The following is a 14181-nucleotide window of genomic DNA, read 5'->3' on the forward strand; positions in this document are numbered from 1 at the left end:
AGAATCATGTCGCGCCATCGCGTCGTCATCATCGGAAGCGGGTTCGGCGGGCTGAATGCGGCCAAGGCGCTCAAGCGCGCCGACGTCGACGTCACCCTCATCTCGAAGACGACCACCCACCTGTTCCAGCCGCTGCTGTACCAGGTGGCCACCGGCATCCTGTCCGAGGGCGAGATCGCGCCGGCCACCCGACTGATTCTGCAGAGGCAGAAAAACGTGCGAGTGCTGCTGGGCGAGGTCTACGACATCGACATGACCGCCGGCACGGTGACGTCGAAGCTGATGGGCATGCAGACCGTGACGCCCTACGACAGCCTGATCGTGGCCGCCGGCGCCCAGCAGTCCTACTTCGGCAACGACCAGTTCGCGACCTACGCGCCCGGCATGAAGACCATCGACGACGCCCTGGAGCTGCGCGGCCGAATCCTCGGCGCGTTCGAGGCCGCCGAGGTCACCGACGATCCCGCCGAGCGGCAACGCCGGCTGACATTCGTCGTGGTCGGGGCCGGACCCACCGGCGTCGAGGTGGCGGGGCAGATCAAGGAACTCGCCCACCGCACCCTCAAGGACGCGTTCCGGACCATCGAACCCCGCGATTGCCACGTCATCTTGCTCGACGCCGCGCCCGCGGTGTTGCCGCCGATGGGCGAGAAGCTGGGCCTCAAGGCACAAAGCCGGCTGGAGAAGATGGGCGTCGAGGTCCAGCTGAATGCGATGGTCGACGACGTCGACTACATGGGCCTCACGATCAAGGAGAAGGACGGCACGAAGCGCCGCATCGAATGCGCGTGCAAGGTGTGGGCGGCCGGCGTCCAGGCCAGCTCACTGGGCAAGATCATCGCCGACCAGTCCGAGGGCACCGAGGTCGACCGCGCTGGACGGGTGGTCGTGGAACCCGACCTGACCGTCAAGGGCCACCCCAACGTCTTCGTCGTCGGTGACCTGATGTCGGTGGCAGGCGTGCCCGGCATGGCCCAGGGCGCGATTCAGGGCGCGCGCTATGCCGCCGACCGAATCAAAGACATGGTCAAGGGCACTGACGATCCGGCAAATCGCAAGCCCTTCAACTACTTTGACAAGGGCAGTATGGCGACGATCTCGCGATTCAGCGCCGTCGCCCAGGTCGGCAAGGTGGAGTTCGGCGGCTTCATCGCCTGGCTGGCCTGGCTGGGCCTGCACCTGCTCTACCTGGTCGGTTTCAAGAATCGGTTCACCACGGTGATCGCCTGGTTCATCACCTTCTTGGGCGACGGGAGAAGCCAGATGGCGATCACCACCCAGATGATCTACGCCCGGGTGGTGACGCAGAACTGGATGGAAGCCCAAAACCAGGAAGCGACGGCGGCAACCGAACAGAGAGCCGGTTAGCTCAGGGCCTGGTCGATATCGGCGATCAGATCGTCGGTGTTCTCCAGCCCGACCGAAATCCGGACCACGCCGTCACCGAGCCCGATCGCCGCGCGGCCCTCCGGCCCCATCGCCCGGTGTGTCGTCGTAGCCGGATGTGTGACAAGCGACTTCGCGTCACCGAGGTTGTTCGAGATGTCGATCAGCTGCAGCTTGTCCAGCACCTCGAAGGCGCGCTCCTTGGCGGCGTCGGCCTCCAGCTCGAAGGTGAGCACCGTTCCGCCGCCGGACATCTGGCGCTTGGCCAGGTCGTATTGCGGGTGTGACGAGAGGAACGGGTAGCGCACCCAGCGCACCGCGGGGTGGCCTTCCAGGAACTCCGCGATCCGCTGTGCCGAGGAGTTGCTGTAGTCCACTCGAACAGCCAGTGTCTCAAGGCCTTTCAGCAACACCCAGGCGTTGAATGCGCTCAACGCCGGGCCGGTGTGCCGCATCAGCTTCTGCACCGGCCCGTCGATGTACTCCTGGTCGCCGAGGATGGCACCGCCGAGCACCCGGCCCTGACCGTCGATGTGCTTGGTGCCGGAGTACACCACCACGTCGACGCCGAGCGGAAAGCCCTGCTGCAGAAGGGGTGTGGCAAAGACGTTGTCCAGCACCACCTTTGCCCCGGCCGCATGCGCCAGTTCGGTCACCGCGGCGATGTCCACCAGCGACTGCATCGGGTTGGACGGCGTCTCGAAGAACACCGTCTGCGTGGGCACCGACAGTGCCTGCTCCCATTGGGCGAGGTCGTCGCCGTCGACGAAGACGGTCTCCACGCCCCAGCGCGGCAGGATCTCGTTGCACACCACGAAACACGATCCGAACAGGCTGCGCGCGGCCACCAATCGATCGCCGGCGCCCAGCAGCGCGCCCAGCGAAGTGAACACCGCAGCCATGCCGCTGGCCGTGGCGAACGCCGCCGGTGCGCCCTCGATCAGCCGCAGCCGTTCCTCGAACATCGACACGGTGGGGTTGCCGTAGCGCGAGTACACGTAGCGGTCCAGCTCGCCGGAGAACGACTGCTCGGCCGCGGCCGCCGACGGGTAGACGTAGCCGGAGGTCAAGAACATGCCCTCGGCGGTCTCGTCGAACCCGGACCGCAACAGCCCCCCGCGCACGCCGATGGTGGCCTGGCCGACGCCGTCGGGCAGTACCTTCGGAGTGCGGACCGACGGAATGTCGGTCATTGCTGCTTCCAGGGCAATCCGACTGCCCGCCAACCGGTTTCACCACGGTGCCCGTGCGCGTCGAGATTGCCCTCGAAGCCGTCCAGGATGTTGTAGGACGGCTCGATGCCGGCCTCGGTGGCGGTCTCCGCGGCACCGATCGAGCGGTTGCCCGAGCGACACAGGAAGACGACCGGGCCCGGCTCCGCGGGGAGCCGGTCCTTCAGTTCGGTCAGAAAGTTCGCGTTGTGCCCGGTCGAGGTGTTCCATTCGATGAAGACCGCGTCGCGGCCGAGACTCGACAAATCGGGCACCCCGACGAAGCGCCATTCAGCGTCGGTGCGCACGTCGACCAAAACCGCCTGGGGGTTGTCGCTGAGCAACTTCCATGCCTCAAGCGGCGTGATATCTCCTGCGTAGCTCATTCGCGTGAGTCTAGTTACGGCGCGGGGACACCGCGGTGGCCACGTCCCGGGCCCGGTCTCGCGCGGCCGCCACATCCGGTGCGGTGGCCAGCGCGACACCCCGCCGCGGGCCCGGTCCGCCGTCGAACACGCGGAGGTCGCTTTCCGGCACGGCCAGCGCCGCGGTCAGCGCCGCGGCGGTGGGCGCCGGGTGGCTCGTGCGGGCGGCGGCCGGTGAAATCATCAGGGCATCCACCGGCAGGCCGAGAATCGCCCGGGCCTGCAGCTCGAACGCCGAAATCCGCTGGCTGCGCAGGGTCACCCAGGCACTTTGCGGCAGAACGGCACTCACGTCCGCGAAGTACACCTCGTCGCCGTTGATCATCAATTCGACTCCGAAGACCCCGCGGCCGCCGAGTGCCTTGACGATGCGCGCGGCGATCGACTTGGCGGCATCGAGGGCGGCCGGGCTCATCTTCTGGGGCTGCCAGGATTCCAGCACGTCGGGTTCGGCGCGACGGTGCCCGATGGGCGAGCAGAACTCGATCACCGGCCCGTTCGGGCCCGCACTGCGGATTGCGAGCAGGGTGATGCAAAATTCGACCTCGACCACCGTTTCGGCCAGCACGCGCTGCTGCTCGGCCTGCCCCACCGCGCGCCGCCACGCGGGCTCGAGGTCGTCGGGCCCGGACACCACCGAGCGCCCGGCCGTCGGGCCCAGCGACTCGACCAGCAACGGATATCCGCCGTGAGCGGCTACCGCCTTGAGTTCGTCGACCGATCCGACGAACCAGAACGGGGCGGTCGGCAGGCCCAGCTGGTCGGCGGCCAGCCGGCGCAGGGCCTCGCGGTCGTTGGTCAGCCGGACGGTGCGGGCGTTGGGCACCAGTTCTATCGCGTCGTCCTCGGAGCGGGCCGCGAGCGCCTCGATTGCGGTCGCCGAGACCGCGCCGGTGGCGGTCACCACGAAGTCCGGTTGCAGCCGGTCGATCGCGGCCGGCACGGCATCGGTGTCCGGGTGCTCGTCGACCCGGGCGCCCAGGCGGCGCAGGGCGGTCGCCAGCTCGCGGCTGAGTTCGCCGGAACCCAGCAACATCACCCGGGGCCCGCCTGCGGTCTCGTGCTGTGCTTCGGTCACAGTTGAATGCTACGGCCGACCGCGTTAGGGCTGGCCCGGCAATAACCGCACCATCAGGCCGGTACCTTCGGCCAGCACGGTGGCGTCGGCGTCGACCAATTCGGCGGAGACGAACGCCTTGCGGCCCTCGGTGCCGGTGACTCGCCCCCGCACCAGCAACGGAACGTCGATCGGGGTGATCTTGCGGTAGTCGACATGCAGGAACGCCGTCCGGCTGATCGGGCGCCCCGCGGCGTGCGCGATCATCCCGAACGTGTGGTCAAACAGCAACGGCAGGATGCCGCCGTGCACGGCCATGTTGCCGCCGACGTGAAAGCGGCTGAAACGGCCCGTCATTTCGACGCCGTCGGGGGCGTAGCGCGTCAACGTCCACGGCGGAATCAGCAGGCTGCCCATGCCGGGCAACTCGGGCGCCCGCCCGGCCGGGCCGACGCCCTCGGCGGCCTGGAACGGCTCCAGCAGCTCCACCAATGCGGCGACCCGATCGGCCGCGTCGTCCCAGACGTCGTCGGCGGGATCGGCGGACACGGCGAGGTCCTGCAGCCGGCGCATGGTCGCCACGAACCGCACGAATCCCGGGCCGGGGACGGCCGGCGCGTATTCGGGAAAGCCGCCGTGGTGGTCGTAATCGGGGTCGAGTTCGTATGCGTCAGGGTCGGCCACTAGCGCGCCGCCAAGACGTCGCGGCGCACGATGGTCTGATCCCGTCCCGGCCCCACGCCGATGCACGAAACATGTGCTCCGGCAAGCTCTTCCAGACGCAGCACGTAGTCGCGCGCCTTGGCGGGCAGGTCCTCGAACTCGCGTGCGGCGGAGATGTCCTCCCACCAGCCGGGCAGCTCTTCGTAAATCGGTTCGGCCTTGTGCAGATCGCTCTGCGTCATCGGCATTTCGTCGGTCCGCACACCGTCGACGCGGTAGCCGACGCACACCGGCACGGTTTCCAGGCTGGACAGCACGTCGAGCTTGGTCAGGAAGTAGTCGGTGATGCCGTTGACCCGGGTGGCATAGCGGGCGATCACGGCGTCGAACCAACCGGTGCGCCGCCGCCGCCCGGTGGTGACACCGAACTCGCCGCCGGTCTTGGACAGGTATTCGCCGCTCTCGTCGAACAATTCGGTCGGGAACGGGCCCGAGCCCACCCGGGTGGTGTAGGCCTTGAGGATGCCGAGCACGGTGGTGATCCGGGTCGGGCCGATGCCGGACCCGACGGCCGCGCCGCCCGCCGTCGGATTCGAGGACGTCACATAGGGATACGTGCCGTGGTCGACGTCGAGCAGCGTGCCCTGCGAGCCCTCCAGCAGCACGGTCTCGCCGGCCTCCAGCGCGGTGTTGAGCAGCAGCCGGGTGTCGGCGATGCGGTGGGCGAACCCGTCGGCCTGCTTCAGCAGCGCGTCGACGACCTGCTGGGGATCCAGCGCCTTGCGGTTGTAGATCTTGACCAGGATCTGGTTCTTGAGTTCCAGTGCGCCCTCGACCTTTTGGGCCAGCAGCTCCGGGTCGAGCACGTCGGCGACCCGGATGCCCTGGCGCGCGATCTTGTCCTGGTAGCAGGGTCCGATGCCGCGGCCGGTGGTGCCGATCTTCTTGTTGCCCATGTAGCGCTCGGTCACCTTGTCGATGGCCACGTGGTAGGGCAGCAGCAGATGCGCGTCCGCGGAGATCAACAGCCTCGAGGTGTCGACGCCGCGGTCTTCCAGGCCTCGCAGCTCGTCGAGCAGCACGCCGGGATCGATCACCACGCCATTGCCGATGACGTTGGTGACGCCGGGCGTGAGCACTCCCGACGGGATCAGATGAAGGGCGAAGTTCTCGCCGGTCGGCAGTACGACGGTGTGTCCGGCGTTGTTGCCGCCCTGGTAGCGCACCACCCACTGCACTCGCCCACCGAGCAGGTCAGTGGCCTTACCTTTGCCCTCGTCGCCCCATTGGGCGCCGATGAGGACGATTGCCGGCATGACATGCTCCCGCCTGGTCTCGCCTGCTTATTGTGGTCCAGCCGGGGACCCACCCTATCCCAGCAGGTCGCGAGGAGCCCATGAATATCGCCGCGGACACGGCCGACCTGGCGGTGTTGTGCTTCGGCGACCGGCGGCCGCCCGGACCGCTCGGCGGCCTGCCCGTCCACCGCGTCGAGAGCCCGGACGAGATCGACGCCGCGATCGGGCCCTACCGACGGCTGGTCGTCCTCGGCGGCGACGCCGACCTGGCCGCGGTTTTGAGCCGGCTGCTGCGCGCCCAGCGACTCGACGTCGAAGTGGCCTACGTGCCGCGCCGCCGCACCCGCGCGACCCGCATCTACCGCGTGAAGGCGGGACGGCGGGCGGCCCGGCGGGCCCGGCGCGGCGCGGTGCGGCGGGTCACCCTGGTGCGCGACGAGACCGGCGCGGTGATCGTGGGCCGGGCCGGCTGGCAGCCCCCCGAGGACCGGGAGCTCATTCACGGCGAGGCCGTCGTCGACGACACGCAGCTGTTCGACGGCGACGTCACCGGCGCGTTCGTCGAGCCGACGCTGGCCGTGCCGGGCCTGCGGGCCGCGGTACACGGCCGCTGGCGGCGGTGGGTGGCCGGGCGCGCCGTGCAGCTGGGCAGCACCGGCGTCGTGGTGGTCCGCGACGGTGTCGCCGCTCCCCGCGCCGCGCGACGATCGACGTTCTACCGCCACGTCGAAGGTTGGTTGTTGGTCCGGTAGTTTCGACCGGTGGACTCACACGGGCACGCATCGGTGCGACCCAGCCCAATCTTCTTGGCACTCGTCGCATTGACGGCCGCCGGCGGTGTGCTGGCCTGGCTGTCCGGCACGACCGTGCGGCCGATATCGTACGCAGGGGTGTTCATCTTCGTGATCTCCGGTTGGCTGGTCTCGTTGTGCCTACACGAATTCGGCCACGCGGCGACCGCGTGGCGTTTCGGCGACCACGACGAGCAAGTGCGCGGCTACCTGACGCTGGATCCGCGCCGCTACGCCCATCCCGGGCTGTCGCTGCTGCTGCCGATGGTGTTCATCGCGCTGGGCGGGATCGGCTTGCCCGGCGCCGCGGTGTACGTGCGCGCCTGGTTCATGTCGCCGACGCGCCGCACCCTGGTCAGCCTGGCCGGCCCGGCGGCCAATCTGCTGCTGGCGGTGCTGCTGCTCACGCTGACCCGGCTGTTCTTCGACCCGGAGCACTGGGTGCTGTGGGCGGGTGTGGCGTTTCTGGGTTTCCTGCAGATCATGGCGGTCGTGCTGAACCTGCTGCCCATCCCCGGCCTGGACGGTTACGACGCCCTGGAACCGCACCTGAGCCCCGAGACGCAGCGCGCCGTGGCACCGGCCAAACAGTACGGCGTGTTCATCCTGTTGTTCCTGCTGTTGGCGCCGGCGATCAACCAATGGCTGTTCTCGGTGGTGGACTGGTTCTTCGACTTCTCCGGGGTGCCGCACCTGCTGGCCAACGCCGGCAATTCGCTGACCCGCTTCTGGAGCCGCTGGTTCTAGGTCTTGCAATATATGCGATTCCACGCATATATTGATCGGCATGGGCGCAGGACACAGTCACACCCCCGCCGAAGCCGACGCGTCTCGGATGATCCCCCGCATGATCATGGCCGCGGGGATTTTGGCGACGTTCTTCGTGATCGAGCTGGCGACTTCGCTGCTGATCAATTCCCTTGCGCTGCTGGCCGATGCCGGGCACATGCTGACCGACGTGGTCGCGGTGTTCATGGGGCTGGCCGCGGTGATGCTGGCCAAGCGCGGCAGCACGTCGCCGTATCGCACCTACGGCTGGCACCGCGCCGAGGTCTTCACCGCGGTGGCCAATGCGGTGTTGCTGGTGGGTGTGGCGGCGTTCATCCTCTACGAGGCGATCGAGCGCCTGGGCACCGGAGCCGAGGTCCCCGGCCTGCCGATGATCGTGGTGGCGCTGGCCGGGCTGGTCGCCAACTTCGTGGTGGCGATGCTGCTGCGGTCGCATTCGGAGGGCAGCCTGGCCGTCAAGGGCGCCTACATGGAGGTCATCGCCGACACCGTCGGCAGCCTGGGCGTGCTGATCGCCGGCATCGTGACCGTCACGACGCACTGGCCCTACGCCGACGTCGTGGTCGCCGTCCTGGTGGCCCTGTGGGTGCTGCCCCGCGCGTTCTCGCTGGCGCGCGCGGCGCTGCGGATCCTGTCCGAGACGTCTCCGGCCCACATCGACGTCGAGGAGCTGCGGACGGCGCTGAACGCCGTCGACGGCGTGACCGAAGTGCACGATCTGCACGTGTGGACGCTGTCGCCGGGCAAGGACATGTGCACGGTGCATCTGATCAGCGCCACCGACTCGGCCAGCGTGCTCACTGACGCGCGCGAGGTGCTGCACGAGCGTGGGCTCGAGCACGCCACCGTGCAGGTCGAGAGCCGCGACAGCGACTGCTCGGAGAACTGCTAGAGACCGAGCTCTTTGCGGGCCGCGGGGTCGCAATCGTCGAGCAGGTCCAGGCAGCGGTTCAGCTCGTCGGTCTCGCCGATCGTGTCGGCGGCCTTGGCCAGCGCCGCCACACAGCGCAGGAAGCCGCGGTTGGGCTCGTGCGAGTACGGCACCGGGCCGAAGCCCTTCCAGCCGTTGCGGCGTAACTGGTCCAGGCCGCGGTGGTAGCCGGTCCGGGCGTACGCATAGGCGGTGACGGCCCGGTCTTCGGCCAGCGCCTCCTCAGCGAGGGCCGCCCAGGCCACCGACGCCGACGGATGCGCCGCGGCGACGATGCTCGGATTCTCGTTGGCGAGCAGTTCGGCCTCGGCTTCGATGTCGCCGGGCAGCAGGATTGGATCGGGTCCCAGGAGATCACCCATCGGTGTCATAAGTTCTATTCTGCCGTCTCGCCGCGGATGACTAAGCTCCAACTCATGCCTAACCCACCGGAGCCCGATCGCGGCACCCCGCCGGGTGAGGATCCAACCGGCGAGCACGTCGACGAGGCAACCGAGGCCTATCCGCTGGTTCCACCCGATCCTGAGACCGAGACCGTGGTGATCAACCCCGATCCGGACAACCAGGACGAGGGTGACCCGGCAGGGCAACAGCCCGAACGTCGCTTCACCGCGCCCGGCTTCGACTCGAAGGAAACGGCGATCATCCACACCGCCCCGGAGCCCGCAACGGAGGTGTTCTCGACGTCGCCGAGTCAGCCCGGCCCGCCGGGGCAGCCGCCCATGCCTCCGCTGCCTCCGAAATCTGCTGCACCACAAGCTATCCCGGGGCGGGACGGCAACAAGCCACGATCGACATCCAGGAGTTTCAACTGGGGCTGGGTGCTGGCGATCACCGTGATCGTGCTGGCGCTGGCGGCGATCGCCATCCTGGGCACCGTGCTGCTGACCCGCGGAAAGCATTCACACGTCTCGCAAGAAGACCTGGTTCGCCAATCCATCCATGCCTTCGACACCGCGGTGCAGCGCGGCGACCTGACTCAGCTGCGCAGCATCACCTGCGGCACCACCCGCGACGGCTACGTCGACTACGACGAGCGCGCGTGGAGCGAGACCTACCAACGGGTTTCGGCGGCCAAGCAGTATCCGGTGATCGCCAGCATCGACCAGATCGTCGTCAACGGTCAGCACGCCGAGGCCAACGTCACCACGTTCATGGCCTACGACCCGCAGGTCCGCTCAACGCGCAGCCTCGACCTGCAGTACCGCGACGACCAGTGGAAGATCTGCCAGTCCCCCAGCGGCTAGGTTAGGCCCTCACGCCAAGTGCCCGTCCAGCCGGGCGTTCGGCGACGAGTACCCGTCCAGCCGGGCACTCGAGGAAAGCCGTTAGACGCCGACCGACTTTCCGGCGCAGTGCAGGTCATTGCAAGCCTCGATCACGCGCTCGGTCATCGACGCTTCGGCCTTCTTGAGGTAGCTGCGCGGGTCGTAGACCTTCTTGTTGCCCACCTCGCCGTCGACCTTGAGCACGCCGTCGTAGTTGGTGAACATGTGCGCGGCGAGCGGGCGGGTGAAGGCGTACTGGGTGTCGGTGTCGACGTTCATCTTCACCACGCCGTAGCGCAGCGCCTCTTCGATCTCCGACTTCAGCGATCCCGAGCCGCCGTGGAAGACGAAGTCGAACGGCTTGGAACCGTCGGCCAGGCCGAGCTTGGCCACCGCGACCTTCTGGCCCTCGTCGAGGATGTCGGGACGCAGCTTGACGTTGCCGGGCTTGTAGACGCCGTGCACGTTGCCGAAGGTGGCGGCCAGCAGGTACTTGCCGTGCTCGCCGTGGCCCAGCGCGTCGATCGTCTTCTCGAAGTCCTCGGGAGTGGTGTAGAGCTTGTCGTCGATCGCGCCCTCGACGCCGTCCTCCTCGCCGCCGACCACGCCGATCTCCACCTCGAGGATGATCTTGGCGGCCGCGGCGTCCTTGAGCAGCTCCTTGGCGATCGCGAGGTTCTCGTCGATCGGCACCGCCGAGCCGTCCCACATGTGCGACTGGAACAGCGGGTTCTTGCCGGCGGCCACCCGCTCGGCCGAGATCGCCAGCAGCGGACGCACGTAGGTGTCCAGCTTGTCCTTGGGGCAGTGGTCGGTGTGCAGCGCGACGTTGATCGGGTACTTGGCCGCGATGGCGCGGGTGAACTTGGCCAGCGCGACCGCGCCGGTCACCATGTCCTTCACCCCGAGGCCGGAGGCGAACTCCGCACCGCCGGTGGAGAACTGGATGATGCCGTCGCTGCCGGCGTCGGCGAAGCCCTTGATGGCGGCGTTGACGGTCTCCGACGAGGTGCAGTTGATGGCCGGGAAGGCGTACGCGTTCTCCTTGGCGCGTCCCAGCATCTCGGCGTAGACCTCGGGGGTTGCGATGGGCATGAATTCCTCCCTAAGACTTAAGTTGCCCCAGTATCGCAACCCGACGTTGACGGCGGGCACCCACCTGGGGGCCGGTATGTTGAGGCACCATGAGCACCGCCGTGACGGCCTTGCCCGACATCATCGATCCGATGTTCTGGATCGGACCCCAGGGCCTGTTCGCCTCCGCGGTGTTGCCGACCATCCTGGTCATCGTCTTCGTAGAGACCGGTCTGCTGTTTCCGCTGCTGCCGGGCGAGTCGCTGCTGTTCACCGGCGGATTGCTGGCCGCGCACGGAACGCTCAACATCTGGGTGCTGGCGCCGTCCGTCGCGGTGGTCGCGATCCTCGGCGACCAGACCGGGTATTTCATCGGCCGCAGGATCGGCCCGGCCCTGTTCAAGAAGGAAGACTCCCGGTTCTTCAAGCAGCACTACGTGACCGAGTCGCACGCCTTCTTCGAGAAGTACGGGCCCGCGGCCATCATCCTGGCCCGCTTCATGCCGTTCGTGCGGACGTTCACGCCGGTCGTCGCCGGGGTGTCCTACATGCGCTATCCGGTCTACCTGGCGTTCGACATCGTCGGCGGGGTGCTGTGGGGCGGCGGTGTGACGGTGGCCGGCTACTTCTTGGGCAACATCCCGTTCGTCCACCAGAACCTGGAAAAGATCATTCTGGTCATCCTGTTCGTCTCGCTGCTGCCGGCACTGATCGCCGCCACCCGGGGCTACCTGGGGCGACGGCGCGCCGCCAAGACAGGTTCAGGCGACGAGGAAGTCGCAACCGGTCTTGGCACGGACGTCGTCGACCGTCACCCCGGGGTGTAGTTCGGTCAGGGTGAGCCCGCGTTCCGGGTCGACGTCGAAGACGCACAGGTCGGTGATGATCATGTTCACCACGCCTTTGCCGGTCAGCGGCAGCGTGCATTGCTTGAGGATTTTCGGGCTGCCGTCCTTGGCCGTGTGATCCATCACGACGATCACCCGCTTGACGCCGGACACCAGGTCCATCGCACCACCCGGACCCTTGACCATCTTGCCCGGAACCATCCAGTTGGCCAGGTCACCGTTCTCGGCTACTTCCAGGCCACCGAGGATGGCCAGGTCGACGTGCCCGCCGCGGATCATCGCGAAGGAGTCGGCGCTGTTGAAGAAGCTGGAGCCGCTGATCGTGGTGATGGTCTGTTTTCCCGCGTTGACCAGGTCGGGATCCACCTGGTCCTCGGCCGGATAGGCCCCGATGCCGAGCAGGCCGTTCTCGGACTGCAGCGTCACGTTGATGTCGTCGGGGATGTAATTGGCCACCAGCGTCGGAATGCCGATGCCCAGGTTCACATAGTAGCCGTCGCGCAGTTCCCGGGCGGCGCGCTTGGCCATGGTCTCGCGGATCGGGGTGTCGTTCTTGGTTACGGCGGCACCCCTGGTGGTGCGGAATTCGATCCGCTTCTCGTAGCCGGGTCCCTCGATGATGCGGTCCACATAGATGCCGGGGGTGTGGATCTGGTCGGGGTCCAGTTCGCCGACCTCGACCAGTTCCTCGACCTCGGCGACGGTCACCGTGCCGCAGGTGGCGATCATCGGGTTGAAGTTGCGCGCGGTCTTGCGGTAGATCAGGTTGCCCGCCGTGTCGCCCTTCCACGCCTTGACGATCGCGACGTCGGCGCGGATCCCTTCCTCCAGCACATATTCGGTGCCGTCGAACACTCGCATGTCCTTGCCTTCGGCGAGTTGGGTGCCGAACGCGGTGCGGGTGTAGAAGCCCGGAATCCCTGCGCCGCCGGCGCGTAACTTCTCGGCCAGCGTGCCTTGCGGGGTGAGCGACAGGTCCAGCTCGCCGGCCAGTACCTGGCGCTCGAATTCCTTGTTTTCTCCTACGTAGGAGGCAATAACTTTCTTGACCTGACGGCCCTTGAGCAACAGACCCATGCCGAAATCGTCGACGCCGGCGTTGTTTCCGACGATCGTCAGCTCTTTGACGCCGCTGTCCACCAACGCCTGGATCAGATTCTCCGGGATACCGCACAGCCCGAATCCGCCTGCGGCAATTGTGATTCCGTCCTTCAGCAGGTCTTGCAATGCCGACTCGGCATCGGGGCGAACCTTGGTGCCCGAAGGGGTCATTCGAAAGCTCCTCTCAAAGGCCGGTCACGCGTGGCCTGGTGTCACGGCGGTGACGTTACAGGCGGCCTCCATCAGCATCCACCCCGACAGCTGCACCGACAGGTCCCGCTCCGGAGTCTCGGACGCGTTGACCGCACCCTCGACGAACTGCGCTTGCCCGCCGCCCGTCGTCGGCAACTCCGCATCGCGGTCCCAAAACGCCCCGAACAGCGGCAGCCCGTCCACCGTCTGCCGGCAATCCCAGGCCGACTTCGCGCTCGACAGCACGATGGTGCGCGCGGTGTCCCGGGCCACGACGTCGTCGGCGGAGTCGCCCGGCAGCGTGGTGGCGACCAGCGCCAGGTAGCGCGCAGTGATGCCGGCGAACAGCCCGCCGTCGCCGCCGCCGGAACCCTTCAGCACGCCCGACGGCGCCATGTGCTCGTTGACGGCGGCGACCAGGCGGTGCACCCGGGCGGCGTGCCGGCCCCGCGCCTGGACGCCGGTGCGGGCCGCCAGCTCGGTCTCCAGCCCGAGCACCACACCCTGGCAGTAGGTGTACTGCGCGCGGACCAGCGAACCGGCCTTGATGCCGTCGAACACCAGATGGGTCTGCGGGTCGATCAGGGTCTGGTCGATCCAGTCGCCCATCTGTGCGGCGCGCTTGAGATGCTCCCCGTAGCGGGCCAAGAAGATTCCCGCCGGACCGTTGGCCGGGGCGTTGAAGAACTGGTCCTGCTTGCGCCACGGGATGCCGCCGCCGTCCTCGGGTACCCACGCCTTCATGAACTGGTCGGCGAGCTTCGGCATGGCGCGGCCGCGCTCGACGCCGACGATCCGGGCGGCGCGTTCCAGCGCGATCGCCAGCCACGCCATGTCGTCGTAATAGCTGTTGGTCCAGCGGAAGTTGTTGCGCAGCCGGTGCGAGCGAACCTGCCGGTTGATCTCGGTGTACCGATGCGGCTGCGGGTCCCGCTGCTGCGCGTCGACCAGGCAGTCCAGCAGGTGCGCCTGCCACCAGTAGTGCCAGGTGCCGAACAGCCGGACCCGGCGCGTCGCCGGCCAGGCCACCACGCCCAGCTGGGTTCCCGGCAACCCCCACAGCCGTTTCAGGTGGCGTTGCGCGACAGCGGCTTCGGAGCTGGCAGCCCGGTTGGCCCATAGCTGGTCCATGCCTACCGATCCTGCC

At 67.7% G+C, this 14181-nt stretch carries 15 protein-coding genes; 6 read left to right on the forward strand and 9 right to left on the reverse strand.

The features are described from left to right. The first annotated feature begins 6 nt into the window (after positions 1-6). The gene (locus G6N55_RS14325; protein WP_085222659.1) at positions 7-1368 is read left to right on the forward strand and encodes an NAD(P)/FAD-dependent oxidoreductase; all 1362 of its coding nucleotides are present in this window, start codon (positions 7-9) and stop codon (positions 1366-1368) included. Here G6N55_RS14325 and G6N55_RS14330 read toward each other — a convergent pair. Genes G6N55_RS14330 through G6N55_RS14350 form a run of 5 tightly spaced genes read right to left on the reverse strand, consistent with a single transcriptional unit; the run spans position 1365 to position 6058 of the window. Further along, positions 1365-2579: an O-succinylhomoserine sulfhydrylase gene (locus G6N55_RS14330; protein ID WP_085222658.1), complete on the reverse strand. Its 1215-nt coding sequence runs from the start codon at positions 2577-2579 to the stop codon at positions 1365-1367. The two genes, G6N55_RS14325 and G6N55_RS14330, sit on opposite strands and share 4 nt — an antisense overlap. Continuing rightward, positions 2576-2983: a rhodanese-like domain-containing protein gene (locus G6N55_RS14335; RefSeq protein ID WP_085222657.1), complete on the reverse strand. Its 408-nt coding sequence runs from the start codon at positions 2981-2983 to the stop codon at positions 2576-2578. Before G6N55_RS14335 ends, G6N55_RS14330 begins: the two co-directional genes overlap by 4 nt. A gap of 10 nt (positions 2984-2993) precedes the next feature. Then, positions 2994-4100: an ATP-grasp domain-containing protein gene (locus G6N55_RS14340; RefSeq protein WP_308206474.1), complete on the reverse strand. Its 1107-nt coding sequence runs from the start codon at positions 4098-4100 to the stop codon at positions 2994-2996. Between the two features lie 24 nt (positions 4101-4124). Then, positions 4125-4763 carry a PaaI family thioesterase gene (locus tag G6N55_RS14345; protein WP_085222656.1) on the reverse strand — a complete coding sequence of 213 codons (639 nt, stop codon included), beginning with the start codon at positions 4761-4763 and terminating at the stop codon, positions 4125-4127. Then, entirely contained in the window at positions 4763-6058 is a 1296-nt protein-coding gene (locus G6N55_RS14350; RefSeq protein ID WP_085222655.1) for an adenylosuccinate synthase, read from the reverse strand. Before G6N55_RS14350 ends, G6N55_RS14345 begins: the two co-directional genes overlap by 1 nt. A gap of 80 nt (positions 6059-6138) precedes the next feature. On the opposite strand from G6N55_RS14350, the gene G6N55_RS14355 reads away from it, so the two are divergent. The 3 genes from G6N55_RS14355 to G6N55_RS14365 are packed head-to-tail and all read left to right on the forward strand — an operon-like array spanning position 6139 to position 8512. After that, a complete protein-coding gene (locus G6N55_RS14355) occupies positions 6139-6792 on the forward strand; it encodes a peptidase M50 (RefSeq protein ID WP_085222654.1) in 654 nt (217 codons plus the stop codon). Positions 6793-6801: 9 nt separating this feature from the next. Then, positions 6802-7578 carry a site-2 protease family protein gene (locus G6N55_RS14360; RefSeq protein ID WP_085222653.1) on the forward strand — a complete coding sequence of 259 codons (777 nt, stop codon included), beginning with the start codon at positions 6802-6804 and terminating at the stop codon, positions 7576-7578. Between the two features lie 40 nt (positions 7579-7618). After that, positions 7619-8512, forward strand: a complete 894-nt coding sequence (locus G6N55_RS14365; RefSeq protein ID WP_085222652.1) for a cation diffusion facilitator family transporter — start codon at positions 7619-7621, stop codon at positions 8510-8512. On the opposite strand, the gene G6N55_RS14370 is transcribed toward G6N55_RS14365, so the two are convergent. Beyond that, positions 8509-8922, reverse strand: coding sequence for a DUF3151 domain-containing protein (locus G6N55_RS14370; protein WP_085222651.1), 414 nt, complete (start codon positions 8920-8922; stop codon positions 8509-8511). The two genes, G6N55_RS14365 and G6N55_RS14370, sit on opposite strands and share 4 nt — an antisense overlap. A gap of 45 nt (positions 8923-8967) precedes the next feature. Between G6N55_RS14370 and G6N55_RS14375 the strand changes: the two genes are divergently transcribed. Then, a complete protein-coding gene (locus tag G6N55_RS14375) occupies positions 8968-9798 on the forward strand; it encodes an Rv0361 family membrane protein (RefSeq protein ID WP_085223020.1) in 831 nt (276 codons plus the stop codon). Between the two features lie 81 nt (positions 9799-9879). Here G6N55_RS14375 and fbaA read toward each other — a convergent pair whose 3' ends face one another. Beyond that, entirely contained in the window at positions 9880-10914 is a 1035-nt protein-coding gene (gene fbaA, locus G6N55_RS14380) for a class II fructose-bisphosphate aldolase (protein WP_085222650.1), read from the reverse strand. Positions 10915-11003: 89 nt separating this feature from the next. Here fbaA and G6N55_RS14385 point away from each other — a divergent pair, with 89 nt between their 5' ends. Then, complete coding sequence (locus G6N55_RS14385; protein ID WP_085222649.1) at positions 11004-11720, forward strand: DedA family protein; 717 nt, start codon at positions 11004-11006, stop codon at positions 11718-11720. On the opposite strand, the gene G6N55_RS30140 is transcribed toward G6N55_RS14385, so the two are convergent. Continuing rightward, the gene (locus tag G6N55_RS30140; protein WP_085222648.1) at positions 11655-13013 is read right to left on the reverse strand and encodes a 3-oxoacid CoA-transferase subunit B; all 1359 of its coding nucleotides are present in this window, start codon (positions 13011-13013) and stop codon (positions 11655-11657) included. The genes G6N55_RS14385 and G6N55_RS30140 overlap by 66 nt on opposite strands. A gap of 24 nt (positions 13014-13037) precedes the next feature. After that, a complete protein-coding gene (locus G6N55_RS14395) occupies positions 13038-14165 on the reverse strand; it encodes a glycoside hydrolase family 76 protein (protein WP_085222647.1) in 1128 nt (375 codons plus the stop codon). Positions 14166-14181 lie beyond the last annotated feature (16 nt).

It is taken from the genome of Mycobacterium florentinum, assembly GCF_010730355.1.
GTDB classification, from domain to species: domain Bacteria; phylum Actinomycetota; class Actinomycetes; order Mycobacteriales; family Mycobacteriaceae; genus Mycobacterium; species Mycobacterium florentinum.